This window comes from Bradyrhizobium oligotrophicum S58 (assembly GCF_000344805.1).
Taxonomy (GTDB): Bacteria; Pseudomonadota; Alphaproteobacteria; order Rhizobiales; family Xanthobacteraceae; genus Bradyrhizobium; species Bradyrhizobium oligotrophicum.
Genome location: NC_020453.1, coordinates 672,797 through 697,655 on the forward strand (window position 1 = coordinate 672,797; position 24,859 = coordinate 697,655).

At 66.8% G+C, this 24,859-nt stretch carries 21 protein-coding genes; 5 read left to right on the forward strand and 16 right to left on the reverse strand.

Going from position 1 to position 24,859, the window contains the following annotated elements:
• Positions 1–223: 223 nt before the first annotated feature.
• Genes S58_RS03000 through S58_RS03015 form a run of 4 tightly spaced genes read right to left on the reverse strand, consistent with a single transcriptional unit; the run spans position 224 to position 4,832 of the window.
• A complete protein-coding gene (locus tag S58_RS03000) occupies positions 224–616 on the reverse strand; it encodes an MAPEG family protein (protein ID WP_015663761.1) in 393 nt (130 codons plus the stop codon).
• A 25-nt stretch (positions 617–641) separates the two neighbouring features.
• Positions 642–1,724, reverse strand: a complete 1,083-nt coding sequence (locus tag S58_RS03005; RefSeq protein WP_015663762.1) for a lipocalin-like domain-containing protein — start codon at positions 1,722–1,724, stop codon at positions 642–644.
• Positions 1,714–4,176: an FtsX-like permease family protein gene (locus S58_RS03010; protein WP_015663763.1), complete on the reverse strand. Its 2,463-nt coding sequence runs from the start codon at positions 4,174–4,176 to the stop codon at positions 1,714–1,716. Before S58_RS03010 ends, S58_RS03005 begins: the two co-directional genes overlap by 11 nt.
• The gene (locus tag S58_RS03015; RefSeq protein ID WP_015663764.1) at positions 4,173–4,832 is read right to left on the reverse strand and encodes an ABC transporter ATP-binding protein; all 660 of its coding nucleotides are present in this window, start codon (positions 4,830–4,832) and stop codon (positions 4,173–4,175) included. Before S58_RS03015 ends, S58_RS03010 begins: the two co-directional genes overlap by 4 nt.
• Positions 4,833–5,084: 252 nt before the next feature.
• Here S58_RS03015 and S58_RS03020 point away from each other — a divergent pair, with 252 nt between their 5' ends.
• The gene (locus S58_RS03020) at positions 5,085–6,395 is read left to right on the forward strand and encodes an MFS transporter (RefSeq protein ID WP_015663765.1); all 1,311 of its coding nucleotides are present in this window, start codon (positions 5,085–5,087) and stop codon (positions 6,393–6,395) included.
• A gap of 427 nt (positions 6,396–6,822) precedes the next feature.
• Here the strand turns inward: S58_RS03020 and S58_RS03025 are convergent, their stop codons facing one another.
• The 9 genes from S58_RS03025 to soxX all read right to left on the reverse strand — a co-directional run bounded on the left by S58_RS03025 (position 6,823) and on the right by soxX (position 15,911).
• Positions 6,823–8,541, reverse strand: coding sequence for an N-acyl-D-amino-acid deacylase family protein (locus tag S58_RS03025; protein WP_015663766.1), 1,719 nt, complete (start codon positions 8,539–8,541; stop codon positions 6,823–6,825).
• A 331-nt stretch (positions 8,542–8,872) separates the two neighbouring features.
• Positions 8,873–10,096 carry an MFS transporter gene (locus S58_RS03030; RefSeq protein ID WP_015663767.1) on the reverse strand — a complete coding sequence of 408 codons (1,224 nt, stop codon included), beginning with the start codon at positions 10,094–10,096 and terminating at the stop codon, positions 8,873–8,875.
• Between the two features lie 478 nt (positions 10,097–10,574).
• The gene (locus tag S58_RS03035) at positions 10,575–11,612 is read right to left on the reverse strand and encodes an MBL fold metallo-hydrolase (protein ID WP_015663768.1); all 1,038 of its coding nucleotides are present in this window, start codon (positions 11,610–11,612) and stop codon (positions 10,575–10,577) included.
• A gap of 95 nt (positions 11,613–11,707) precedes the next feature.
• A complete protein-coding gene (gene soxB / locus S58_RS03040; RefSeq protein ID WP_015663769.1) occupies positions 11,708–13,459 on the reverse strand; it encodes a thiosulfohydrolase SoxB in 1,752 nt (583 codons plus the stop codon).
• A 109-nt stretch (positions 13,460–13,568) separates the two neighbouring features.
• Positions 13,569–13,871: a hypothetical protein gene (locus tag S58_RS03045; RefSeq protein ID WP_042338620.1), complete on the reverse strand. Its 303-nt coding sequence runs from the start codon at positions 13,869–13,871 to the stop codon at positions 13,569–13,571.
• Positions 13,872–13,894: 23 nt separating this feature from the next.
• Entirely contained in the window at positions 13,895–14,743 is an 849-nt protein-coding gene (gene soxA / locus S58_RS03050) for a sulfur oxidation c-type cytochrome SoxA (RefSeq protein ID WP_015663771.1), read from the reverse strand.
• Positions 14,740–15,051: a thiosulfate oxidation carrier complex protein SoxZ gene (gene soxZ / locus S58_RS03055; RefSeq protein ID WP_015663772.1), complete on the reverse strand. Its 312-nt coding sequence runs from the start codon at positions 15,049–15,051 to the stop codon at positions 14,740–14,742. Before soxZ ends, soxA begins: the two co-directional genes overlap by 4 nt.
• A 14-nt stretch (positions 15,052–15,065) precedes the next feature.
• The gene (gene soxY / locus S58_RS03060) at positions 15,066–15,560 is read right to left on the reverse strand and encodes a thiosulfate oxidation carrier protein SoxY (RefSeq protein WP_015663773.1); all 495 of its coding nucleotides are present in this window, start codon (positions 15,558–15,560) and stop codon (positions 15,066–15,068) included.
• Positions 15,561–15,581: 21 nt separating this feature from the next.
• Positions 15,582–15,911, reverse strand: a complete 330-nt coding sequence (gene soxX / locus S58_RS03065) for a sulfur oxidation c-type cytochrome SoxX (protein ID WP_015663774.1) — start codon at positions 15,909–15,911, stop codon at positions 15,582–15,584.
• A gap of 152 nt (positions 15,912–16,063) precedes the next feature.
• Between soxX and S58_RS03070 the strand changes: the two genes are divergently transcribed.
• Positions 16,064–16,741, forward strand: coding sequence for a DUF938 domain-containing protein (locus tag S58_RS03070; RefSeq protein WP_015663775.1), 678 nt, complete (start codon positions 16,064–16,066; stop codon positions 16,739–16,741).
• A 123-nt stretch (positions 16,742–16,864) separates the two neighbouring features.
• On the opposite strand, the gene S58_RS03075 is transcribed toward S58_RS03070, so the two are convergent.
• Positions 16,865–18,931 carry a prolyl oligopeptidase family serine peptidase gene (locus S58_RS03075; protein ID WP_015663776.1) on the reverse strand — a complete coding sequence of 689 codons (2,067 nt, stop codon included), beginning with the start codon at positions 18,929–18,931 and terminating at the stop codon, positions 16,865–16,867.
• A gap of 195 nt (positions 18,932–19,126) precedes the next feature.
• Between S58_RS03075 and S58_RS03080 the strand changes: the two genes are divergently transcribed.
• Entirely contained in the window at positions 19,127–20,359 is a 1,233-nt protein-coding gene (locus S58_RS03080; RefSeq protein ID WP_015663777.1) for an MFS transporter, read from the forward strand.
• Between the two features lie 264 nt (positions 20,360–20,623).
• On the opposite strand, the gene S58_RS03085 is transcribed toward S58_RS03080, so the two are convergent.
• Positions 20,624–21,169 (reverse strand): carboxymuconolactone decarboxylase family protein, encoded by a 546-nt coding sequence (locus tag S58_RS03085; protein ID WP_015663778.1) that lies wholly within the window; start codon positions 21,167–21,169, stop codon positions 20,624–20,626.
• A gap of 159 nt (positions 21,170–21,328) precedes the next feature.
• Between S58_RS03085 and S58_RS03090 the strand changes: the two genes are divergently transcribed.
• Together S58_RS03090 and S58_RS03095 are read left to right on the forward strand one after the other, a co-directional pair.
• Positions 21,329–22,513, forward strand: a complete 1,185-nt coding sequence (locus S58_RS03090) for an acyl-CoA dehydrogenase family protein (protein ID WP_015663779.1) — start codon at positions 21,329–21,331, stop codon at positions 22,511–22,513.
• A gap of 154 nt (positions 22,514–22,667) precedes the next feature.
• The gene (locus tag S58_RS03095; RefSeq protein ID WP_042338628.1) at positions 22,668–23,807 is read left to right on the forward strand and encodes an acyl-CoA dehydrogenase family protein; all 1,140 of its coding nucleotides are present in this window, start codon (positions 22,668–22,670) and stop codon (positions 23,805–23,807) included.
• Between the two features lie 218 nt (positions 23,808–24,025).
• On the opposite strand, the gene S58_RS03100 is transcribed toward S58_RS03095, so the two are convergent.
• Positions 24,026–24,538 (reverse strand): fasciclin domain-containing protein, encoded by a 513-nt coding sequence (locus tag S58_RS03100; protein ID WP_015663781.1) that lies wholly within the window; start codon positions 24,536–24,538, stop codon positions 24,026–24,028.
• Between the last annotated feature and the right edge of the window lie 321 nt (positions 24,539–24,859).

The window sequence follows — 24,859 nt, forward strand, 5'->3', positions numbered from 1 at the left end:
AGCGCGGGATGACGCTGGCGGCGAGGAATAACGCTGCCGAGAAAACACTGCTGTCGTCCCGGGCAAGCCCGGTGACGCAAAGCGTCAGCGGGCGCCGACCCGGGACCCATACCGCGTGATCTGTCTTGAGGCAGGCTGCGTCTTGAACTCTCGCGCAATCAACACAGGTCGATGATTATGGGTCTCGACTCAAGCCCGGGACGACAGCGGAGGGCGGAGCGGTCTAGCCGTGCAGCATCCGCCACAGGATCGCAACCAGCGCGCCGACCAGCAGGGCGGAGGCCGCCAGCGCCTGTACGCCGAAGCCGGGCCCGCGCTTTGCCGCGGCCTGGGCGTAGGACACCATGTACATGGCGCGGCCCACGATCCAGACCAGGCCGATCAGCGCCGCAATCGCATCGCTGACATAGATCGCGAACAGCCACAGCGCGGGCAGGAAGATCGGCATCCATTCCAGCGTGTTCATCTGGACGCGGAAGATGCGCTCGAAATCGGCGTTGCCGGTGATCGCCGGCGCCTTGACGCCGAACTTGCCGCGCGCCTGCGAGACGCGCACGGCCATGTAGAAATAGAGCATCAGTGCGAGCACGGTGACCAGTGCCGTGAAGTGATACATGCGCGGTTTCCCCCTGTGAGCCCTTCTAATATCCCGTCAGCTCGAGATAGCCCACCCCCGTGTGGCTGCCCTTGAAGCTGATCGGCCCTTCCCAATAGGGCACCCGGGTGCCCATCCAGGCCCGAGGGTTGAGCGGCGCGGAGTCGATGGCGATGCCGAGCGCTGATATTTCGATATGCCAGCTGACCGGCAGCTTGCGCTCGCCGATTGCGACCGTCTCTTTCGGCGTCATCACGATGCCCTCAGGGCCGAGCGGGCGGGAAGTGCCGTCCGCCGTGATCCAGGTGCCGGACGTGTAGTTGCCGTCGCCCTGCCGCATCCGATACAGCATCAGCTTCTCGCCGCCGGAGAAATGCAGCGCGAACCAGTCCCAGCCGCTCTGGTCGGAGGCCAGCGGCTGGCTGCTCCATTCACGGTCGAGCCACGCCATCCCTGTGACCTCGACCGGCTGATCGTCGAAGCTGATGCGGCCGCGGGCGCGGTAGAATGGCTGGCTGTAGTAATACGAAGCCTGACCGCGCTCGGATTTGCGGCTGTAGCCATTGATACCCTGCAGCACCATGGGATGGTCGGCCTCGAGATGCAGCGCATAGGAGAAATCGCTTGCCGTCGCGCTCATGTCGAGCGGCGCCAGCGATTGATCGTCTGTCGCATCAGTGCCGCGCAACTGCCAGCCGTCGATCCAGGCCTGGAACGGCTTGGCCTCGACGCCGGCCTGCCCGACACCACCGCGCGCATACTTCTCGGTCGAGCGGTGGCTTTCGGCGCGCGTCACCGCGGCATGCGCCATCCAGAGCTGCTGATTGTCGAAGCCTTCGCCTTGCGGTCCCGGCCGCGCCGCCGAGCGGAACAGCGTCCATTGCAGGCCATAGGCCGTGCCGCTGCCGTCCGTGAGGTTCGCGGTGACGTACCACCATTCGATGCGGAAATCGTCGTGCGGTCCGTGATCGGCCGGGAAGCTGAACGCTTTCCCCGGCGTCACCGGCGCAAAGCCGTCGGCGTTGTCGCTCAGGCCCGCGAAACCTTGCGCGCGGGCAAGGCGCGGCAGCGCCAGCAGGCCGAGCCCGCCGACCAGGCCGCGTCGCGTGAGGGTGGCTCTAGCGCTCAATGGTGAAGGTCCTGACCAGATCGGCCGGCTGCATCCGCGCCAGCCGCAGCACCGGCAGCAGCGAGGCGATCAGCGCCGCCGCCAGCGTTACGACGAGCAGCCGGATCAGCTGCAGTGGGAATACGTCGAACGGCAGCCGCCAGCCGAACGCCTTGACGTTGACGATCGCGATCAGGCACCACGCCACCAGCAGACCCAGCGGCAGCGCCAGCAGCGCGGTGAGTCCTGCGAGCGACAGCGTCTTCAACAACTCGACCTCGGCGAGCCGCCGCCGCGTCAGTCCGATCGCCCAGAGCGGCGCGAGCTGCGGAAGGCGTGAGTTTGCCAGCGTCAGCAGGCTGGTCAGCAGCGCGATCGCGGCGACGCCGAGCGTGAAGGTGTTGAGCGCGCCGGTGACCGCGAAGGTCCGGTTGAAGATCTGCTTCGATTCCTGCTTCACCGTCGCCTGGTCGACGACATTCCGGCCGTCGAGGCCGAACTTGTCGGTGAGGGCCGTGACCAGCCCCGGCACATCGGCCGGCGCCGCGCGCACAGCCATCCGTGTGATCGGCGTCGCCGGAAAGCGGCGCGTCAGCGCGGCGATGTTGACCGTCACCTGTCCCTTCGGATTGCCGTAGTCGGCATAGATGCCGGCGATCGTGATGCGCCAATCGCCACCGGGGGCGGGGAGGTCGATGCTGTCGCCGACGGAGAGATTGAGCCGCCGCGCCAGCTGCTCGCTGACGAAGCCGGCATCGCCGCGCACCAGTTGCTTCCAGGCGTCGTCGCCGGCCTGCAGCAGCGGCCAGTGCGCGCGATAGGTGTCGTGATCGGGCAGGCCGAGAATGTCGATTGCCGCGCCCGCCAGCTGCGCCTCGGCGCGGCCCCCCGGCAGCACCGCCTGCACCTCGGGCCGCGCGCGCAGCCAGGCCTGGATGTCGCGCGCCTGCGCTTCGTCGGCGGCGCTGATATAGACGTCGGCGGTGAGCCTTCCGTCGAGCCAGACCAGGAAGGTGCGGCTGAAGGTCTCCACCATGGTCGCGACGCCGACATTGACGGCGAGCGCGAGCAGCAGCGCCATCAGCGCCAGCGACAGGCCCGAGATCTGCTGGCGGCTGTCGGCCCAGAACCATTGCGCCAGTGCCGCCCGCGCGCCGCGCTCGCCGAGCCGCAGAGCGAGCTCGAGCACGGCGGGCAGCAGCAGTGCGGCGCCGAGCATCATGGCCGCGAGCACGCCGAAGCCTGCGAGCAAGGATTGGCCGAACCACAGCAGCAGGCCGGCGCCCGCGAAGAACGTGAGCGCCACCGCGCTCTGCAGCCGCAGCCAGCGCCGCTGCGCTTCCTGCCAGGCGTAAGGCTGCGCGGTGGAGAGGATCGGCAGCCGCATCGATTTGATCAGGCTGGTGGTGGCCGCCGCGAGCGCCCCGGCGATGCTGATCACGATTCCCGCCAGCCACCATTCCGTGCGCAGGCTCAGCTCGCCCGGCACCTGCGCGCCATAGAGGCCGCGCAGCGACGCCGCGACGTTCGGCAGCAGCGCCGCGGCGATGATGTAGCCGCACACGAGCCCGACCAGACCCGCCACCAAGGCAAAGGCGATGAGCTCGCCGATCAGCACGCTGTTGAGCTGCCGCGCCGACACGCCGCAGGCGCGCAAGGTGCGCAGCACCGGCAGCCGCTGCTCGAAGGCGAGACCGATGGCGGAATTGACGATGAACAGGCCGACGACGAAGGACAGCAGACCGAACGCGGTGAGGTTGAGATGGAAGCTGTCGGTCAGCCGCTCCAGGTCGGTCTCGGCCTCGGGCTCGACCTGCTGCAGCCGGCCGCCGGCGATCTCCTGCAAGGGCTGCCGCTTGCCCGCCGCCTTGCCGACCAGCAGCCGCGAGATCTGGCCGGGCTTGTCGAGCAGCCGCTGCGCATCGCCGATGTCGACCACGAGGATGCCGGGCGCGAGCTGCTGCTGCGCCATCAGCGGCGGCAGCAGCGCGTCGTTGCTGAGCCGCGACGTCGCGCCGTCCTTCAAGCCAAGATCAGCCAGCGTGTCCGGCGAGATCAGTGTCCGATGCGGCGGCGTCAGAAACGCCTCGAGCTCGCTGCGCCCGACCGTCGGCGCATCGCCGACCTCACGGGGGATGCTGAAGGGCTCGATGCCGAGCAGCCGCATCGAATGGCCGTCGATCTGCACCCGGCCTTCGAGCACCGGCGACACCGGCCAGCCGGCGCGGCGCAGCTCGGCGAACACGCTCTGCGGCAGCATCTTGCCGTCGGTCGCGACCAGCATCGGCGTCCGCGCACCGCCGAAGATCGCGGCCGCGCGGTCATAGGAGCTGCGCGCCTGCTGGTTCAGCGCCTGCACGCCGCTCCACAGCGCGGTGGCTGAGATCAGTCCGATCAGCAGGGTCGCGAGCTGCATCGGATGCCGGCGCCAGTGGCTGAGCAGCACGGCGAGGATCCACAGCGCGCGTCTCATGCGACGCGTCCGGCATGCAGATGGACGTGGCGGTCGAGCATCGCCGCGAGCCGCGCGCTGTGCGTCACCATCAGGAAGCCGCAGCCGGTGCGCGTGACAAGGTCGCGCGTCAGCGCCATCACCTCGTCGGCGGTGTCCTCGTCGAGATTGCCGGTCGGCTCGTCCGCCAGCAGCAGGACCGGCTTGACGGCCAGCGCGCGGCCGATCGCGACGCGCTGCTGCTGGCCGCCGGATAATTGCTCGGGATAACGTTTCAACAGCGTCTTGAGTCCGAGCCGCTCGACCAACTCCGTATGCCACGCCGGATCGTGCCGTCCGGCCAGCCGCGCCTGGAAACTGAGATTGTCGGCGACCGACAGGCTCGGCACCAGATTGAACTGCTGAAACACGAGGCCGAGGCGCTCGCGCCGGACCGCAGCGCGTCCGGCATCGTCGAGCGCGCCGATCGAGGCGCCATCGAGCAGGATGTCGCCGCCGTCCGATGCGTCGAGCCCGGCAATCAGATGCAGCAGCGTGCTCTTGCCCGAGCCGGATTCACCGGTCAGCGCGACGCGCTCGCCGGAGCTGACATCGAGGTCGACGCCACGGAGCACATTGATCGGCTCGCCGCCGGATCGATAGGATTTGGTGAGTTGACGAACGCTGAGCACGAGCATGATCGAGGTTGTTGCGTCACAACATATCAGCAGCTGACGCGAACATCACCTTTCGCGTTCCTCCAAGGCAGCCCTGCGACGACGTTCGTGGTCAGGTTGCGCTGGCTTTGCCGCGCAGCCCTGGGCGGCGAATCCCCGCGTTGCAGCAATAACTTAGCGTGCGTGCTGGTTGCTTCCGGAACCGCTTCGTGGGTAGCATCGTCGAAACGCTCCGACGACAGGGGCGGATCACGCCAATGATGGGGAAGGAACATGGCCGTACCAGCGACGCAGGAGGGCTCATCCCGCGCGAGCGCGACGCCCACGCCGAAGGGTGCCTGGAAAATCACCTTCCTGCTCTTTTTGTTCATGCTCGTGAACTTTGCCGACAAGATCGTGGTCGGCCTTGCCGGCGTGCCGATCATGACCGAGCTCAACCTGAACGCGGAGCAGTTCGGCCTGCTCGGCTCGTCCTTCTTCCTGCTGTTCTCAGTGGCCGCCATCGTGGTCGGCTTCGTCGTCAACCGCGTCCCGACGCGCTGGGTGCTGCTGGTGCTGGCGCTGATCTGGGCGCTGGCGCAGTTCCCGATGGTCGGCACCATCGGTTTCACCACACTGCTGGTCTGCCGCATCATTCTCGGGGCCGGCGAAGGGCCGGCGGCGTCCGTCGCCGTCCACGCCGTCTACAAATGGTTTCCCGATGAGAAGCGGGCGATGCCGACCGCGATCCTGTCGCAGGGGTCTGCTTTCGGCGTCATCCTCGCGGTGCCCGCGCTGAACTGGGTGATCGTGAATCACGGTTGGCACTATGCATTCGGCGCGCTCGGCATTGTCGGGCTGATGTGGAGCGCGGCCTGGCTGTGGCTCGGCCGGGAAGGCCCGCTGGCGGAGGTCGAACTGGCCGCATCGCGCGAGCAGCGCGTGCCGTATCTGCAGCTCCTGACATCACGCACCTTCGTCGGCTGCGTGGCCGCGACGTTCGGCGCCTATTGGGCGCTGTCGCTCGGGCTGACCTGGTTCACGCCTTTCCTGGTGAAAGGTCTCGGCTTCTCGCAGCAGGAGGCCGGCTTCATCTCGATCCTGCCCTGGATCTTCGGTGCGTGCGTTGTGCTGACCACGGGGTTCGTGTCGCAACTGCTGATGGCTCGCGGCGTCTCGACACGAATGGCGCGCGGCGTGCTCGGCGCCACGCCGTTGATCGTCGGCGGCATCCTGATGGCAACCACGCCGCATGTCGACGGGGCCGGGGCCAAGATCGCGCTGCTCGTGGTCGGTTCGGGGCTGTGCGGATCGATCTACGTGGTCTGCCCGCCGATGATCGGCGAATTCACTCCGGTGGCGCAGCGCGGCGCTGCCATGGCGATCTACGGTGCGCTCTATACGCTGGCCGGCATCGTCGCGCCTGTGGTGATGGGCAAGATGATCCAGTCCTCCGCCAGCCTGCTCGAAGGCTACATGTCGGGCTACACCATCAATGCGGTGATCATGGTCATCTCCGGCCTGCTCGGCCTGGCGCTGCTCTGGCCCAACACCGAACGCGCGCGCCTGCGGGCGCACCAGGCCGTCGCGCCGGAATTTGCGTGAACCGAGACACTCTGATTGCTGCTTTGGGCAACGCTGGTCGCTGTCACCACGACCGTCGTCCCCCGGCTTGACTGGGGGACCCAGTATTCCAGAGGCGCTTATGCGTGAGCCGATAAGCCGGCGGACGCTCGGTCGCCTTACGAGCGTGCCAGGCCGGCCACGAGAGGCCTGCGTACCTTGCACCAATGCTGGCCTCGCCGCCGGTGTCGTCCCGGGCAAGTCCGGCAACGTGTCGCGTTGGCAGACGCCGACCCGGGATCCATACGCTGCGGCCGACGTGGCTGGGCGAGACGGGGCGGCCGTCGTGCCCCGTCCAACTTCCTGGGGTTATGGATCCCGGATCGGCGCGCGCGTGCCGCGCGCTTGTCCGGGACGACAGCGAGGCTCTCATTGGCCGCGTGGCTGCAGCCAAACGACGAACTCGCTGTCATTGCGCGCCGGCGCGCGCGCCCCGCACCAAGCGCCCCGGCCGCGCACCCGTGGCCTCGCCGTGCCGACGCGTCACCACGCCGGAGACGATGGTCGCGTCATAGCCGTCGACCTCCTGCATCAGGCGGCGGCCGCCGACAGGGAGATCGTAGTGCACCTTGGGCGGATGCAGATGCAGCCGGTCATAGTCGATCACGTTGACATCCGCCTTGTAGCCGGGTGCGATCAGCCCGCGATCGTCGAGGCCGACGGAGAGTGCGGTCTTGCGCGACTGCGCGGCGACGACGAAGGGAATCGACAGCTTGTCGCCGCGTTTGCGGTCGCGGGTCCAGTGCGTCAGCAGATAGGTCGGGAAGCTGGCATCGCAGATGATGCCGCAATGCGCGCCGCCGTCGCTGAGGCCCGGCACGCTGCGCGGGTCACGCAGCATCTCGTAGGTGGCATCGAGATTGCCGTCGGCATAATTGAGGAACGGCACGTAGAGCATGCCACGTCCGCCATCCGTGAGCATCGCGTCATAGGCCATCTCCTCGGGACGACAGCCGCGCGCACGGGCCTGGGCGCCGAGCGACTGCTCAGGCGGCTGCTCATAATCCGGCGGATCGCCGAGCAGGTACATCTTGTCGTAGTTTGGCTTGAAGAACAGCGGATCGTCGGTCGCGCTGGCCTGCTCGCCCAGGATCGCCGCACGAACCAGCGGATCGCGCATCCGGGCGACGCGCTCGGCCAGCGGCAGGTGCGCGATCGCCTGATAGCTCGGATGCGTCTGCAGCGGGTTGCGCGACAATTCGAGCCCGAGCAGCAGGCCCACCGGCCGCGCCGCGATCTGCGCCGTCACGGACAGGCCGCGCGCGGCGGCGGCGTTGATCTCGGCCATCGTCTGCCGCCAGCGTTGTGGGGCGCGGTCATTCTGCGTCACCGAGAACGAGATCGGACATTTCGTCTGGTCCGCGATGCGCAGCATCATCGGCAGGTCTTCGTGGATGGTCGAGATGTCGAGCACGAATTGCAGCACGCTGCGGCCAGCGCCGTGCATCGCGCCGGCGATCGTCGTCAGCTCGTCTTCGCCGGCCTTCAAGGTCGGGGTGTAGTCCCCGGTCGAGGTGCGATGGTTGAGCGTGCGCGAGGTGGAGAAGCCGAGCGCGCCGGCTTTGACGGCGTCGCGTGCCAGTGCCGCCATGGCACGGTTGTCATCGGCGGTGGCAGGATCGCGCCGGGCGCCGCGCTCCCCCATCACATAGACGCGCAGCGCCGCATGTGGCAATTGCGCGCCGATGTCGAGATCGAATTCACGCTTGCCCAGCCACTCCATGTAGTCCGGAAAGCTCTCCCATTCCCAGGGAATGCCGGCTTCGAGCACCGGCTCGGGAATGTCCTCGACGCCTTCCATCAGCTGGATCAGCCGCTGATGATCGGCGGGGCGGCATGGCGCGAAGCCGACGCCGCAATTGCCCATGATCGCGGTGGTGACGCCGTTCTGCGACGATGGTGAGATGTCGTGGCTCCAGGTGACCTGGCCGTCGTAATGGGTGTGAACGTCGACGAAGCCCGGCGTCACCAGCCTGCCGCGCGCGTCGATCTCCTCGCGGCCGGAGGCGCTGACCTTGCCAACCTCGATGATGCGGCCGTCAGCAATCGCGACATCCGCCTCATACAGCTCACCGCCCGAGCCATCGGCAATGGTTCCACCGCGGATCACGAGATCTGGCTGCGTCATGGCGTGTCTTCCCCGGGTGTTGTTGTTATGCGGTTATCATCGGCTGGAAGGCGATGATGTCAACACGTCGGAAAAGACAGCAGCATTGCGCCGGCGCAGCAGATGGAAACCGCAGCGACGGTGCGCTCCCTCGCCCCGCCCTAGCGAAGCTTCGCTTCGCTAGGGCGGGGCGAGGTTCACCGAGCATGCCCGCGAGATATCGGGCTTCATGCGAAAGGTTAGTCCGCAGGGTGGGCAAAGCGACGCCGCAAGGCGGCGCGTGCCCACCGTTGGCAGCTGTGGTGTCGGAGAATGGTGGGCACGCTTCGCTTTGCCCACCCTACGAAGACAGCTAGGCCTTCACCTTCTTCGGCTCGGTGAAGAACGCCAGCACGATGGTCAGCAGCATGAACACGACCGAGGCGCCGAACACCCAGCGTGGCGCGTTCATGTCCATGATCCAGCCGAACAGCAGCGGGCTGACCACGCCGGCGAAGTTGAAGCCGGTCGAGACGATGCCGAAGGCGCGGCCGGCCGCGCCCGGAGGAGCGGCATTGCGCACCAGCATGTCGCGCGACGGCGCGATCACGCCGCTCATGAAGCCGGCGACCAGCATGATCGCGGTGAGCAGCACGACCGGCAGATTGACGAAGGTGATGATCAGCACCAGCACGGCGTTGATGGCGTAGGCGACGGCGGCGACCAGGTTGTGATGGCGGATGCGGTCGGCGAGCTGGCCGCCGGCGAGCACGCCGATGGCGCTGGCGCCGAGGAACGCGGTCAGGGCGATGTTGGCGGTCGAGAACGAGATGCCATAGCCGTTCATGAAGGCGACCACGCCGAAGCTGGCGATGCCGGCGTTGGACAGGCTCAGCAGCATGAAGAACACGGTCAGCAGCATCAGCATCGGGGTCAGCAGGCTCGGCTGCTTGACTTTGCTGCCGTCGGCCGCGGTGTGATGCGGATGCGGCGGCACCTCTGGCACGTTGCCGACGAGCAGCAGCAGTGCGGCGAGCGGGCCGACCAGCCCGGCCGCGATCAGCGCGCCGGAGCCGCCGACGGTGGTGACCAGCGCCGCCATCACGGCCGGCGCGACCGCGCCGCCGAGATAGCCGGCAAAGGTGTGCACGCCGAAGGCGCGGCCCATCCGCTTCTCGTCCATGTGCGCGGCCAGCAGCGCGTAGTCCGAAGGGTGATAGACCGCGTTGGCGAGGCCGAGCAGCACCGCTGAGACCACGAGGCTGGCATAGCTCAGGTAGATGCCGAGCATCGCCAGTGACAGGCCGCCAAGCGTGAGGCCCAGCAGCAGGATGCGGCGGGCACCGGCGCGGTCGACCAGATAGCCGACCGGAGCCTGGGTCAGCGCCGACACCACTGCGAACACGGTGAGCGGAAAGCCAAGCTCGATATAGCCGACGCCGAGCTTCTCCTTCAGGTAGGGAAACAGCATCGGCAGCACCAGCATGTGCAGGTGGCTGACCCAATGCGCCAGCGAGATCAGCGCCAGCGTGCGCAGCGGGGACGCGACCCGTACCGAGGTGCCGGTCTGTTGCGGTGCGGCGAGAACGTCAGCCATGGTCGATCCGTTGGCTCCCGGCGTCAGCGATGGAAACTGGAGAGCGCGTTGCCGGCAAACCGCCGAGGCTCCCGAAATCAGGGCGCGCGACACAACGCCACACTATCGGATCGCGGTTCATTGTCCATGAACGCGGGTGCATGGCACCTGCGCGCGTGGGCCGGCATTTGCGAGAGGGCGCGGGCGGCCGGTCATCCGCCGTCATTTCGTGGGTGGAAGGCACGTCGCTTCTTCCAAGTGGAAGGCACAGCGCGTCTCCAACACAGCTGTCGTCCCGGCGAACGCCGGGATCCATAACCACCAGCGGACGTTTGTTGCGCGACTCGTGCAACGTACAGCCTGCCTCAAGACAGATCACGCGGTATGGGTCCCGGGTCTGCGCCCGTTGACGCTTCGCGTCATCGGGCTTGCCCGGGACGACAGCGGAATGTGGGGGGACGCTGAGGGCTGCCGAAAGTCAGTGAGTAACGACGGCCTGCTACTGCACCACCGGTCCGCCCGCCTTCTTCCACGCGTCCAGGCCGCCCTCGATATGCGCCGTGTTGGCCAGCCCCGCCGCTTGCGCCGTCTGCACCGCCATCGCCGACCGCTCGCCGTAGGCGCAGAAGAACACGATGCGGCGGCCGGTGGCGGCGGCGACTTCGCGCAGCATGCCGCCCGGTTCGAGATTGTCGCCGATCCCAGGATAGGGGGCGTGAAGTGCGCCGGACAGCGTGCCGTGCTTGGCGCGTTCGGAGGTCTCGCGCAAATCGACCAGCAGCACGTCGGGGCGTCCCAGGCATTCGATCGCCTCGCGTGCCGACAGCGACAAGCCCTGCTTCGCCAGCTCCTCCTGATGCAGCCCGACGCGCATGTTGGCCGGTACCGCGACATCCATCATCTTCGGATTCGGCAGCTTCAGACTGGCCATCAGCGCGACGTAGTCGTCGACCGATCCGACTTGAAGCCGCGGATTGTAGCGGCGCTCCTCGCCGATGGTGGAGACGGTGTCGCCCTTGTAGTCGTGCGCGGGATAGACCAGCGTGTCGTCCGGGAGACGCAGCAGCCTGTTGAAGATGGACTCGTACTGTTGCCGCGCGTCGCCATTCTGGAAGTCGGTGCGGCCGGTCCCCCGGATCAGCAGCGTGTCGCCGGTGAAGACGCGGTCGCCCATCAGGAAGCTGTAAGAATCGTCGGTATGGCCGGGCGTGTACATCACCTCCAGGCCGATGCCTTCGATGGCGATCTTGTCGCCCTCGCCGACCCGCATCGCCACCACGTCGGCCTTGGTCTGCTCGCCCATGATGGTGACGCAATGGGTACGGTCGCGCAGAGCGCCCAGGCCGGTGACGTGATCGGCATGCAGGTGGGTGTCGACGGCCTTCACCAGGCGCAAATCGAGCTCGCGCAGCAGCTGGCAGTAGCGGTCGACCTTCTCCAGCACGGGATCGATGATGACAGCCTCGCCGCCGCTGCGGCTGGCGAGGATGTAGCTGTAGGTGCCGGAGACGCTGTCGAACAATTGGCGGAAGATCATCGGCGCCTCCTTCCCATCCGGGATCGTCGCGGGATTAGCACGATCGGCCCGATGTCACCAATGCGGTGTTTCGCATCGCATCGCGCCATGCTCCGTCACGACTGCGACGCAAACCCGGGATTGCCGTCGACGCCCGACAGTGTGACCTTGTTAGTTCCGACCAGCACCAGCTGACCGTTGCGCAAGTGGCTGGCGACCACGTCCCACACCGGCTTGCCGTCCTGCGCGTTCATCGACGCCCAGCCGGCGACCTTGTAGTGCTTGCGGGCGTCGAGCGGGCGTCCATCGTCGAGGGTGAGATCCGAGATGCGGCTGCCGATCGCCTCCGACGGGGCGCAGCGATAGGACAGCCCGCCCGTGCGCACCATGTCGCCACCCTGCTGCAGATACGGATCGGCGTTGAACAGATTGTCGCAGACGTCCTCGAGCACGTCCTTGATCTCTGCGCCGGTCATCCGCTGCACATAGGTCTCGGGATAGGTGATGGCGGTCTGCGCCAGCACGTCCTCCATCAGGACGGACTGCCCCGCGAGCAACGTCGGACCCCAGCGGAATCCCGGCGACAGCGCGATCTCGGCGTCGAGCTCGCGGCGCAGTGCCGCGCAGATCAGGTCGTCCGTCGCGCCTTCGAAATTGCCGCGCCGGTACAGCAGCCGGTCCGACGTCGCGAGCTTCTCGCTCCAGGTCGCGACCTGCGGCTGCTGCGTCTGGTCGATCAGCGCCTGCATCGCGGGATCAGGTTTCAGCAGCTCGGAATAGACCGGCAGCAGCCGATAGCGCACATCGGCGACACGGCCCTTGCCGACGTCGAGATCGAGCACGGCGAGGAATTTGCCGTTCGAGCCCGCATTGGTGACGAGCGTCGCGCCCTTGGCGTTGCTCACCGGCACCGGCTGCGGAACCGCGTCATGGGTGTGGCCGCCGAGGATGACGTCGATGCCGGTGACACGGCTCGCCAGCTTGAGATCGACATCCATGCCGTTATGCGACAGCAGGATCACCGCGTCGGCCTTCTCAGCGCTGCGCAGGCCGTCGACCAGCTTCTGCAACTCCTCCTCGCGGATACCGAAGGTCCAGTCCGGCGTGAACCGGCGGGGATGGGCGATGGGCACGTAAGGGAAGGCCTGGCCGATCACGGCGATGCGCGCGCCGCCGATCTCCTTGATCGTGGCGGCCTTGAAGACGCGCCCCGACCCCGGATCGAACGCCTTGGCGTCGTTGAACGCGGCCTCCTCGGTCAGGAACACGTTCTGCGCCAGGAACTCGCCCTTGAAGCGCGCGAGGTTGGCGCGCAGCGCCTCCTCGCCATAGGTGAACTCCCAATGCCCGGTCATGGCGTCGATGCCGAGCAGATTGGCCGCGCTCACCATGTCGGCGCCACGCATCGCGTTGGCAAGCCCGCTGCCTTGCCACAGATCGCCGCCATCGAGCAGCAGCGAGCGGCGGTCGCCGGCGTCGGTGCGCAGCTTGTCGATCAAGGTCTTCAGATGCGCGAAGCCGCCCATCCGGCCGAAGCGGACGGCGTACTTCTCGAACTCGAACGAGGTGAAGGCATAAGCCTCGGCGCTGTCGGGGCGGATGCCGTAGCGGTCGAGGAAGGCGCGCTCGACCAGATGCGGCGGCCGTCCCCACATCTCGCCGATGCCGAGATTGACGCTGGGCTCGCGGAAATGCACCGGCCGCAACTGCGCATGCGTATCCGTCATGTGCAGGATGCGCGCATTGCCGAATTTTTCGATGTCGTAGAGGCTGACGGTATCGACGGCGGCAGCGCTGCGCAGCAACGCCGGCGCGGCGAGTGCCGCGGCACCTGATGCTTTGAGAAAATCCCGGCGCCGCATCGTCATGGCCAGCGTCCTAGATCATGATGCGATTCCGCAGAATCGCATCATGATCTATTCCCTTTGTTTGAGCATGATCTTTCGGAAAACCGGCCTCCACTTTTCCGGATCATGCTCAGCGGATCTCCAAGTCCTTCCAGCGCTGCTTCTCGCTGGTGGCCTGAGCGATCGAGGCCTTGGCGAGCGCCTCGGCCTCCTGTGCCGATGTCAGCGCAGAATCGAAATTGCCGGAATCCGCCGCCTTCTTCGCAGCAGTGAGTGCGGCCTGGGTTACGGTCCATTGGTTGCGCAGACGTCCGGCTTCCTTGTTGGCGCTCTCGGCCGCCGCGAAGGCCGCGACATAATCGGCTTCCGACGCGGCCCGCGCGGAGCCGGCGCCGACCGCTGATACCATCATGGCGAACACGATCTTTTTCATGACGTTTGTTGTCGTGACGTTTGTCATGGCCGCGCTCCCGGTCCTGAAACCGGCAGGCCGTTCGACACGTATGACAGATAATATTCGAGGTTGCGGTATTCGTCCGACTGCGGTTCCAGCGGCACGGCGCGCGTCTGGCTGTTGCAGGTGACGAAGCGGCGGCTGATCGTGCCCATGCCGCTCCATTCGGAGCGGTAGATCGGCATCGCGTTGAGGATGCCGAGCGCCGGTGCCAGGATCTCGGCGCGGATGCGCTCGCCCGGGCTTTGCACGTGGCAGCTCGCGCAGGAGAAGTTCAGCTGGCCGCGGCGGGTGTAGAAATATTCCTTGCCCTTCTCATAGGCGTCGAGCGCGCGCGGATCGTCGGGGATCTTGATGTCGAAGCGCTTGCCGCGCGAGGTGTACGCCATGTAGGCGGTCAACGAGGCCATCTCGTCCTTGACGTAGGAGTAGGGCTGCTCGCCATTCGCCTCGCGGCATCTGTTCAGCGCCAGCTCGAGGGTGACGACCTTGCCGTCCTTGTCGTCGAAATAAGGATAGGTCTGGCGGATGCCGATGCCGCCGTTCGGGAAGCAGTCGGCGTAGGTCTTGCCGTTCTTGAACGGCTTGGAAAACATCTCCTTGCCGGCCTCGAGCGCGAACTCATAAGGCGGGAACTGCTCCTTCTCCTCCCACTGCCGGCGCATGTCCTCGTTCATCGAATACGGCCCGTTGACGAAATCGTCGAACGCCACTTTCGGGAATTTGTTGACGAAGAACTTCTGGAACGCCTTGGCATCAGTGACCGGGTCGGGCTTGTCCGCCGCTGCGACGCCGGACGCGCCGAGACCGAGCGCGATGGAGAGACACAGCGCGAGGCGCAACGCGCTCATTGGATCGTCGCCGTCAGGCTGTCGGTGGCGCCCTTGTTGTCGAGCCAGCTCACCTTCAGCTCGTCGCCCTTGGCCGCACCCTTGAAGGCGAATTTGACGTAGGGGTCCTTGGAGACCGCGGTGCCCCAGTCGGCGAAGAACACGGTCTTGTCCTTGTGCGTGAAAGTGAGCTGCTGGATGTAGTGCGCCGGGATCAATTCGCCCTTGGCGTCCTTGACCAGACCCGTATCCATCGGATGCTGGATCAGGGTCTGGACCTCGGCTGTGTCGCCGTTCAGGATTGCGCGGACGCGGATGCTCGCTGCCATGATCGATCTCCTCGTTAGCCGCCGCAGCCACCGACGGTGACCTTGACCTCCTTGGTCGCGCTGTAGAGCTTGCCGCCGGATTCGACGAGCGCGATCACGTTGGAGGTCTTGGCCATCTTCAGCCGGTTCGCCACTGCGGGCACGGTGCCCTCAGGGATCTTGTAGGATGCCGCCAGCGCGTTTGGATTCTCGGCGACGATGAAGGCGATCGAGGTGACGTTCGGCAGGCTCGTGCTCACCGCGATCGGCACCACGCCGCCGTTCTCGGCGATCTCCGGCGCATCGAGCTTGATCTTGTCGGACGGCTCGTGGTCGCGGCCATACAGCGCCTTGATCGCGTCGCCGGCGTTCTTCTGCTTGAAGGCATCGTCCGGATATTTGTTGTCGTTGGTCGCGGAAAACGCGGGCGTGGCGTGCAGCACGGCGTTGCCGAGGCCGATCAGCGCGACGAGGCCGGCGCCTTTCAGGAACAGGCGGCGGTGGGCCAGCGGGCCGGACGAGGCAGTCATGGCAGGGGTCTCCAAACGAAATCAGAGGGTCTGCAGGAAATCGACGATGGCGCTGATTTCCTGCTCGGTCAGGATGCGGTTGCGGCCGAACGGCGGCATCACCGTCAGCGGGTTGCGTGCGGTCTCGTCGTTGAGGATCGCGGTCAGCCCGGCACGGTCGTATCTCGCCTTGAGATTCTCCAGCTTCGGGCCGATCGAGCCGGGAAGGTCGCCGCCCTTGATCTCGTGGCAGGTCAGGCAGTTGCCCTTGCCGCGGTCGAAGGCGAGCTTTTGGCCGTCGGCGGCGCCGGACTGGGCATGGGCAGCCGTGGACACGACGAGCGAGAGCCCCAACGCCAGGGCGGTACGCATGACTGTTGTGATCAAGGTGAAGTTCCGAAGCTCGGTGATGTCAGCAATATAGGGGCTGAAAAGCATAAAGGCCATCGGCTGACAATGCGGGTATGGTGCCCGCCGCAACGCGGTTAATGAGCGCCGTTCAGGTGACGGCCGGGAGTCTGGCAATGGCGGAGTATGTCGTTGAGTTCGGCCGGGATGGCCGGCGGGTGGAACCGGACGGGCGGCTGGATGCGGCCGCATTCCATCGGAACCACCAGCCGATCTGGGCGGTGCTGGCGCGGCTGCTCGAGGGCCAGACGGGCGACGTGCTGGAGGCCGGCAGCGGCACCGGCCAGCATGTCGTGCATTTTGCCTCCCAGCGCCCTGATCTCGTGTGGTGGCCGAGCGACCTCAACGACAACCACCTCGCGAGCATCGCGGCCTGGCGCCGGCATGCCGGCCTCTCCAACATCCGCGACGCCCAGCGCATCGACCTGTCCGATCCCGGCTGGGTCGCCGCGTTCCAGGCCGCCGGCGGTCCAAAGCGCCTCGCCGCGATCTTCTGCGCCAACGTCATCCACATCGCGCCGTGGTCGGTGGCGGAGGGATTGTTCGCCGGCGCCGGCAAGGCGCTGTCGCCGGACGGCCTGCTCGCGCTCTATGGCCCGTTCAAGCGCGACGGCAGGCACAGCGCGGTCAGCAACGCCGTGTTCGACACCTCGCTGCGCGAGGGCAATCCGGAGTGGGGCGTGCGCGACATCGCCGATCTCGAAGCGCTCGCGGCGCGCAATGGGCTTGCTCTGCGCGAGACCGTGGAGATGCCGGCCAACAACATGATCCTGGTGTTCGCGCGCCGCGCGTGAGTTGGCGACGGCGGCGCACCGACCTCCGTCATTGCGAGCGCAGCGAGGCAATCCAGGGTCGGATTGGGACTCTGGATTGCTTCGTCGCCTTCGGCTCCTCGCAATGACGGCGGAGGCAGCTGTTCACTCCATCTCCAACCCGACATGCCGCGCCAGAAACCGCGTGCCGAGGGTGATGAAGCTGGCGCGCTCGCGGTTGTCGGTGCCGTAGCCGTGGCCGCCGGCGGCGGGCTCGTAGAACCAGGTGTCGTAGCCCATCGCCTGCAGCTTGGCGGTCATCTTGCGGGCGTGGCCCGGATGCACGCGGTCGTCGCGCCGCGTGGTCGCGATCAGGATCGGCGGATAGGGCTGTCCCGGCTCGGCCGTGTGATAGGCCGAATAGGTCTGCAGCCAGCCCCAATCCTCGTCCCTGTCGGGATCGCCATATTCGGCGATCCAGCTTGCGCCGGCGAGCAGCCTGGTGTAGCGGCGCATGTCGATCAGCGGGATGGTGCAGAACAGCGCGCCGAACCGCTCGGGATAGCGCACCAGCATGTTGGTGATCAGGATGCCGCCATTCGAGCCGCCCTGGGCGGCGATGCGCTTCGGCACCGTGACGCCGCGGCGGACCAGGTCGGCCGCCACCGCGGCGAAATCATCATGCGCGAGCCGCTTGCCGGCGTAGCGGCCGGCATCGTGCCAGGCGGTGCCGAACTCGCCGCCGCCGCGGATGTTGGCCTCGACCAGGGTGCCGCCGCGCTCCAGCCACAGCTTGCCCAGCGCCGCATTGTACGCCGGCCGGATGCTGTAGCCGAAGCCGCCATACGCGCTCATGTAGACCGGCGCCTCGCCGGTGAGCTCCGATGGTCCGGTCTGGGTGTAAGGAATACGCGCGCCGTCCACCGAGATCGCCTCGTGCCGCGTGACGACGTGCCGGTCAGCGCTGAAGGTGCGCGGCGCCTGCTTCAGAATGGTCGGCGCGCCAAAGCCTTCGATCAGCTGCAGCGATGGCGGCGTCAGCGGATCCTGCACGTTGGCGAGCAGGTCGCCATTGCTCTCCGCCTCGTCGGTATCGAGCGGCCAGACGTCGACCGTCGCAATCTCGGGCAGCCCCGGCAGCTGCTGATAGCTCCAGCCCTGCAGCGACGGCGTCCACAGCTCGAACCGTGGCCGGAGCTCGTCGAGGATCGACAGCACCAGCCGGCCACCCGCCCAATACAGGCCCTGCAGCGCGCGGCGCGGGCCCGGCTCGAACAGGCGGACGAAATCCCGGCTCCCGGCAAGAAACGCCGACAGCCGGATGCCCAGCACGACATCGGCGGCATGCGTGGTCCCGCCGACGGTCCAGGGCTGGCGCAGCTTGATCGCCAGCCAGTCGCCATGCGGCGTCGCCCAGCTGTCGATCGGCAGGTCCAGCCGCGTGCGCGCACCGGTCTCGTCGCCGAGCCAGACATGATGGTTGAAGAAGTCGAGGCCCTCCGAGAACCACACCCGCGCCGGCGTCACGCTGCGATCGATACCGGACCGCACCCAGACCGACGCGCTGTTCTCGGCGGCAAAGATCACTTGCGCTTCCGCGATCGACTGGCCGCGCTGCCAGCGCCGTACCGTGCGGGCATAGCCCGACGGCGTCGCCATGCCGTCGCCATAGGCGCTCGACAGCAGCAGCGTATCGGCATCGAGCCAATCGACGCTGCCCTTGGCCTCGGCCAGCGTGAAGCCGCCGTCGACGAAGCGTTTCGTTACCAGATCGAACTCGCGCAGCACGACCGCGTCGCTGCCGCCGCGCGACAGCGACAGGATCGCGCGCTCATGCGCCGTCGGCAGCGTCGAGACCCAGTTCAGCGCCCAGTCCTCGGCTTCGTCCGCGGCGAGGCGGTCGATGTCGAGCAGGATCTCCCATTGCGGCTCCGGCTTGCGGAACTCGTCCAGTGTCGTGCGCCGCCACAGTCCTCGCGGATGCCCCGCGTCCTTCCATAGATTGTACAAGAGCCCGCCGCGCCGGCTCACGGATGGGATGTTGTCGGGCCGGTCGAAGATCGCGGCGAGCGTATCGCGGTCGCGTGCGAAGCCGGCACCGCCGAACGCGGCGAGCGTGCGCTGGTTCTGCGCCGCGACGAAGGCGAGCGCGCGCTCGTCCTCGATCTCCTCGAGCCAGAGATGGGGATCGTCATCGGGCGCGGCGACTGTCGGACGATCGTCGATTGACATGGCTCAAGCTCCGCAGCCGCCTTTGACGCGAGAATACCTTTCCGCTTGATTAGCGGTGCCGCCGAGGGCTGTCGAATCACCTTCGGCGCATGGCTCGTGTCTGTTCGCGGCCGTTGCCTCGGGCGTGCGTGTCCCGCAATAGTGCCGCCACCTCCAAGGACAAGCGGGAGCGCGATTGCGCATCCGGACATTGCGATGATCGATGTGACCGTGAGCGAAGACACCACTGACGACGCCCGCGCCCGCCGCAACGTGGCGCGGCTCGCGGCCGCGCAGGCGCTGACCGGCGCCAACTCGGCCGTGATCTTCGCGACCGGGGCCATCGTCGGTGTCACCATCGCGCCGAGCATCGGGCTCGCGACCGTGCCGATCTCGATGTACGTCGTCGGCCTCGCCGCCGGCACTTTGCCGACCGGCGCGATCTCGCGCCGCTATGGCCGCCGCGCCGCCTTCCTGATCGGCACCGGCTGCGGCGCGATCACCGGCGTGCTCGGTTGCATCGCGATTCTGCGCGGCTCGTTCGCGCTGTTCTGCCTCGCGACCTTCCTCGGCGGCCTCTATGGCGCGGTCGCACAATCCTACCGCTTCGCGGCAGCCGATGGCGCCAGCGCCGCGTTCCGGCCCAAGGCGGTGTCCTGGGTGATGGCCGGCGGCATCTTCGCCGGCCTGCTCGGTCCGCAGCTCGTGCAATGGACCATGGACGTCTGGCAGCCTTATCTGTTCGCCTTCAGCTATCTGGTGCAGGCGGCGGTCGCGTTGATCGCGATGGGCATCGTCGCCGGCGTCGATCTGCCGAAGCCCGCGGCGGCCGACCTGCATGGCGGCCGGCCGCTGTCCGAGATCGTGCGCCAGCCGCGCTTCATCGCCGCGGCGCTGTGCGGCACCATCGCCTATCCCGTCATGAACCTGGTGATGACCTCGGCGCCGCTGGCGATGCAGATGTGCGGGCTCACGGTGTCGGATTCCAATTTCGGCCTGCAATGGCACATCGTCGCGATGTACGGCCCGAGCTTCTTCACGGGCTCGCTGATCGCGCGCTTCGGCGCCCCGGCCATCGTCGCGCTCGGTCTGGGGCTCGAAGCAGTCGCGGCCGTCATCGGCCTGTCGGGCCTGACCGCGATGCACTTCTGGGCCACCCTGGTCATGCTCGGCATCGGCTGGAATTTCGGCTTCGTCGGCGCCTCCGCTTTGGTGCTGGAGACGCATACGTCCGCCGAGCGCAACAAGGTGCAGGCCTTCAACGATTTCCTGATCTTCGGTCTGATGGCGCTGGGCTCGTTCTCCTCCGGCCAGCTGCTCGCCCATTTCGGCTGGTCGGCGGTCAACCTGGTGGTGTTTCCGCCGGTGCTGCTGGGGCTGTGCGTGCTGGCCCTGGTGTGGTCGTCGAAGCGGCGGGTGGCGACGGCGGATGTGGCGGAGCGGGGTTAGAGGCGTCGAACTCGGTGCGCTCCCCTCCCCCTTGCGGGCAGGGGTCGGGGGGGGCCACGAGTCGTGCTCTCTCCGTCGACAAAGATCGGAGTCTCTCAAAAATGCCAGTCGTGGATGCTCGGCCTCCATACAATAACTGCCTAGACCAACACGAGCGCGCCTAACTTAGTTCAGCGCCCGGAGACCCACACCCCCAACCCCTCCCCGCAAGGGGGAGGGGAGTGCACCGGTGTTGCCGCGATAGCGGTGCCTGAAGATCACTGGTCACTTCAACTCCGACACCTCGCCCTCCGGCAGATCGAACTCGAACGCATTCAGCGTCATCGACACCATCGTGTAGTAGCCGCACAGGCCGATGATCTCGACCATGCCGCGCTCGCCGAGCAGCGTGATCGCATCAGCATACAGCGCGTCCGTCAGGCCGTGGCCCTCGTGCAGCGACTTGGCGACGTCGTAGATCATCTTCGCCTTGGGATCCGAAAACTCCGGCGTGCGGCGGTCGCGTATATCCTCGATGATCTTGATATCGAGGCCGCCGGCAAGCGCGAGGCGCTTGTGCGCGGACCATTCGTAATGCGCGGTCCAGTGCCGCGCCGTGACCAAAATCGCGATCTCGGACAGCGCCGCCGGAAACATCGTGTCGTAGCGCAGGACGGCGCCGAGCCGGGTGGCGTGCCGCGCCATCTCCGGGCTGTTGAGCCAGGCCATCATCGGCGGCGGCGGCGAGCCGCGCTTGCTGGCGATCGACTCGTCATAGGTCTGGCGCTGGTCGGCGCTCATTTCGCCAGGCGAAAGAAGTTTCAGGCGCATGGTCGTTTCCTCGCATTTCACGCGGCGGCATCATGACCATAGATCGCCTGTCAAGGCGAGGGCACAGCCTGATGCGGCGACATCGATGTTGAATTCCGGGAAGCGCTGAGGTTAGGTCTGTCCAACGACAGCAATCATGGAAACGCGCGAGGACTTGGCATGGCCGATCTCGATACATTCCGCCGCGAAACCAGGGCCTGGCTGGAGGCCAATTGTCCGCCGGAGATGCGCCGGCCGATGACCTCCGAGGAGGACACGTTCTGGGGCGGCCGCAACGCAAAATTCTCCTCCGAGCCGCAGCGCATCTGGTTCGAGCGCATGCGCGACAAGGGCTGGACCGTGCCGCATTGGCCCAAGGAATATGGCGGCGGCGGCCTCGACGGCGAGGAGGCCAAGATCGTGCGCCAGGAGATGGCCGCGATTGGCGCCCGCGCCCCGATCACCTCGTTCGGCATCTCGATGCTCGGGCCCGCGCTGCTGAAATACGGCACTGACGAACAGAAGCGCGAGCATCTGCCGAAGATCACCGCAGGCCTCATCCGCTGGTGCCAGGGCTATTCCGAGCCGAATGCCGGCTCCGACCTCGCCTCGCTGCAGACCCGCGCGGAAAGCGACGGCGACGACTACGTCATCAACGGCCAGAAGATCTGGACGTCCTACGCCAACTACGCCGACTGGATCTTCTGCCTGGTGCGCACCGATCCCACGGCGAAGAAGCATGACGGCATCAGCTTCATCCTGTTCGACATGACCTCGAAGGGCGTCTCGACCAAGCCGATCCTGCTGATCTCCGGCCGCTCGCCGTTCTGCGAAACCTTCTTCGACAATGTCCGCGTGCCCAAGGCCAATGTGCTGGGCACCGTCAACCGCGGCTGGGATGTCGCGAAATATCTGTTGCAGCATGAGCGGGCGATGATCTCCGGCATGGGCGAGCGCGGCGGCAGCCGCCCGCTCGGCCAGGTCGCCGCCGACTCCATCGGCAGCGACGGGCAGGGCCGTCTCGATGATGCGCTGCTGCGCGCCGACATCGCGACCTTCGATGTCGACGAGGCGGCGCTCGCCGCGGCGGCCGAACGCATGGTCGATCTCGCCAAGGCTGGCCAGGGCCATCCGGCGTTTTCGTCGGCGATGAAGTACTACGGCACCGAGCTCAACAAGCGCCGCCACGAGTTGCTGATGTCGGCTGGCGGCATCAATGCGCTGGAATGGGAAAGCGACCGCTCCGGCGAAGGCGCCCGCCCGCGCGCCTGGCTGCGCACCAAGGCCAACTCGATCGAAGGCGGCACCTCCGAGGTCATGCTCGGCATCGTCGCCAAGCGCATCCTCGATCTGCCGGGGGCGTAGTCACCCCACACACTCCGTCATTCCGGGGCGCCGCGAAGCGGCGAGCCCGGAATCCATAACCACGATCGTGAGTATGGATTCCGGGCCTGGCCCTTCGGGCCATTCCGGAATGACGGGACCCAAATTGATTGCCATCGTTGCAACGGGATTGCCCATGCCTCTCCTCCTCACCGAAGAACAATCCATGCTGCGCGACAGCGCGCGCGGTCTGATCAGTGACCACGCATCGGTTTCTCACTTGCGCCAGTTGCGCGATACGCGTGACGACACCGGCTTCTCCAGGCAGCTCTGGGCTACCTTCGCCGAGATGGGCTTTGCCGGCCTGCTGGTGCCGGAGGAGCATGGCGGCTCCGGCCTCGGCGCCGTGGAGGCCGGTGTGATCATGGAGGAGATCGGCCGCACCTTGATGCCGTCGCCGTTCCTCGCCACCGCGGTGCTGTCGGCCTCCGCACTGGCGCGCGCCGGATCGGCCGGGCAGAAGTCGGAGTACCTGCCGAAGATCGCAAGCGGTGCGCTGTTGTCGGCGCTCGCGCTCGATGAAGGCGCCAAGCACCGGCCGTTGCACACGGCGCTCCAAGCGGTGCGCTCGGGCAACGGCTTCAGGCTCAGCGGCGCCAAGGCGATGGTGGTCGACGGCCACGTCGCCGATCTCTTGCTCGTCGTCGCCCGCAGCGCCGGCACGCCGGGCGAGCGCGACGGCCTCACGCTGTTCCTGGTCGATCCCAAGGCCAAGGGCGTGGCGATCGAGCGCACCATCATGGTCGATGCCCACAACGCCGCGCGCATCCGCTTCGACGATGTCGAGGTCACGGCGGATCACGTGCTGGGCGAGGTCGACGGTGGGGCCGCCGTGCTGAGCAGCGTGCTCGACCTTGGCCGCGGCGCAGTCGCCTCCGAAATGGTGGGCCTGAGCGAAGAGGTGTTCGGCCGCACGGTTGCGTATCTCAAGGAGCGCAAGCAGTTCGGCAAGGCGATCGGTGAATTCCAGGCGCTGCAGCACCGCGCCGCGCATCTCTACATCGAGATCGAGATCACCCGCGCCGCGGTACTGAAAGCACTGCAGGCGATCGATGCCGATCCCGCCAAGGCTGCTGCAGCGGTCGCGGTCGCCAAGGCGCGCGCCGGCACGACGGCGACGCTCGCCGTCCAGGAAGGCGTGCAGATGCATGGCGGCATGGGCATGACCGACCAGTTCGACATCGGCTTCTTCATGAAGCGCGCAAGGGTGTGCGAGGAACTGCTCGGGGATGCGAACTATCACGCGGCGCAACTGGCGCAGCTGAGAGGGTATTGAGCGGTAGAGTCAGTGTTTATGCCGCGATGCATCGCCGACCTCAACTGTCATCATCCGCGAAGGCGGACGATCCAGTACGCCGAGACAGCCGTGATGGACCGAGAAGCCGCGGCGTACTGCGGTACCCCGCCTTCGCGGGGTACGACAGTCTTTGTAGATCGCGGCTTTGCGAGCCGCGACACGGAGCCCGCCATCACCGACGGCGCGCTCTCGTCGCATCAATGATGCATCGGCGCCTTGGCCGGCGGCAGCAGCACCTTGTCGATGACGTGGATGACGCCGTTCGAGGCCATGATGTCGGCCTGCACCACATGCGCGTCGTTGACCTGCACGCCGAACATGGTGCCGTCGACATCGACCTTCTGGCCCTGCGCGGTCTTCACGCTGAGCTTCTTGCCGGCGACGTCGCCGGCCTTCACCGCGCCTGGAATCACGTGATACTTCAGGATCGCGGCGAGCTTGGCCTTGTTCTTCGGCTTGAGCAGATCTTCGACCGTGCCGGGCGGCAGCGCAGCGAAGGCTGCATCGGTCGGCGCGAACACTGTGAAGGGGCCTTTGCTCTTCAGCACCGGCACGACACCGGCGGCCTTGGCGGCTGCGACCAGCGTCTTGAACTGGCCGGCGCCGACGGCGGTATCGACGATGTCGGCGGCGCGTGCCGCGGTTGCGGAGACGGAGAGCGCGCCCAGCATGATCGCGCCAGCCACGAACGAACGAAATCCCAGCGTCATTCGACTTTTCCCTGTGACAAGAACTAATGAGTTGGCCGATGCGCAAAGCGGACGTACGGCCTTGTTCGCCCCGTGCTCCAGGCGCGCATCGCCTGACCGGATTGGTCGAGCTTGGTACGCTCGGTGTGATCGGATGGATTTGAATGCGGGTTCACGAACTCGTGAGTGGGAGTTTCGGTGCCGGATGCGGCGGCGGGCATCCTCGTGAATCCGCTGAACTAATCGGCTGATAGCAGCAGGCGCCTTGCCCGTCGGGCCAATTTGTCGCAACCCGACGGGTGTTGTGTCGTCGGGCAAATCACCGGCACATTCCGCGCGTCT

What these genes read in the sequence shown, in the direction of transcription:
- S58_RS03000 (WP_015663761.1), bottom strand. Translation starts at nt 616, where the DNA reads ATGTATCACTTCACGGCACTGGTCACCGTGCTCGCACTGATGCTCTAT.
- S58_RS03010 (WP_015663763.1), bottom strand. Translation starts at nt 4,176, where the DNA reads ATGAGACGCGCGCTGTGGATCCTCGCCGTGCTGCTCAGCCACTGGCGC.
- S58_RS03015 (WP_015663764.1), bottom strand. Translation starts at nt 4,832, where the DNA reads ATGCTCGTGCTCAGCGTTCGTCAACTCACCAAATCCTATCGATCCGGC.
- S58_RS03020 (WP_015663765.1), top strand. Translation starts at nt 5,085, where the DNA reads ATGGCCGTACCAGCGACGCAGGAGGGCTCATCCCGCGCGAGCGCGACG.
- S58_RS03025 (WP_015663766.1), bottom strand. Translation starts at nt 8,541, where the DNA reads ATGACGCAGCCAGATCTCGTGATCCGCGGTGGAACCATTGCCGATGGC.
- S58_RS03030 (WP_015663767.1), bottom strand. Translation starts at nt 10,096, where the DNA reads ATGGCTGACGTTCTCGCCGCACCGCAACAGACCGGCACCTCGGTACGG.
- S58_RS03035 (WP_015663768.1), bottom strand. Translation starts at nt 11,612, where the DNA reads ATGATCTTCCGCCAATTGTTCGACAGCGTCTCCGGCACCTACAGCTAC.
- soxB (WP_015663769.1), bottom strand. Translation starts at nt 13,459, where the DNA reads ATGACGATGCGGCGCCGGGATTTTCTCAAAGCATCAGGTGCCGCGGCA.
- S58_RS03045 (WP_042338620.1), bottom strand. Translation starts at nt 13,871, where the DNA reads ATGAAAAAGATCGTGTTCGCCATGATGGTATCAGCGGTCGGCGCCGGC.
- soxA (WP_015663771.1), bottom strand. Translation starts at nt 14,743, where the DNA reads ATGAGCGCGTTGCGCCTCGCGCTGTGTCTCTCCATCGCGCTCGGTCTC.
- soxZ (WP_015663772.1), bottom strand. Translation starts at nt 15,051, where the DNA reads ATGGCAGCGAGCATCCGCGTCCGCGCAATCCTGAACGGCGACACAGCC.
- soxY (WP_015663773.1), bottom strand. Translation starts at nt 15,560, where the DNA reads ATGACTGCCTCGTCCGGCCCGCTGGCCCACCGCCGCCTGTTCCTGAAA.
- soxX (WP_015663774.1), bottom strand. Translation starts at nt 15,911, where the DNA reads ATGCGTACCGCCCTGGCGTTGGGGCTCTCGCTCGTCGTGTCCACGGCT.
- S58_RS03070 (WP_015663775.1), top strand. Translation starts at nt 16,064, where the DNA reads ATGGCGGAGTATGTCGTTGAGTTCGGCCGGGATGGCCGGCGGGTGGAA.
- S58_RS03075 (WP_015663776.1), bottom strand. Translation starts at nt 18,931, where the DNA reads ATGTCAATCGACGATCGTCCGACAGTCGCCGCGCCCGATGACGATCCC.
- S58_RS03080 (WP_015663777.1), top strand. Translation starts at nt 19,127, where the DNA reads ATGATCGATGTGACCGTGAGCGAAGACACCACTGACGACGCCCGCGCC.
- S58_RS03085 (WP_015663778.1), bottom strand. Translation starts at nt 21,169, where the DNA reads ATGCGCCTGAAACTTCTTTCGCCTGGCGAAATGAGCGCCGACCAGCGC.
- S58_RS03090 (WP_015663779.1), top strand. Translation starts at nt 21,329, where the DNA reads ATGGCCGATCTCGATACATTCCGCCGCGAAACCAGGGCCTGGCTGGAG.
- S58_RS03095 (WP_042338628.1), top strand. Translation starts at nt 22,668, where the DNA reads ATGCCTCTCCTCCTCACCGAAGAACAATCCATGCTGCGCGACAGCGCG.
- S58_RS03100 (WP_015663781.1), bottom strand. Translation starts at nt 24,538, where the DNA reads ATGACGCTGGGATTTCGTTCGTTCGTGGCTGGCGCGATCATGCTGGGC.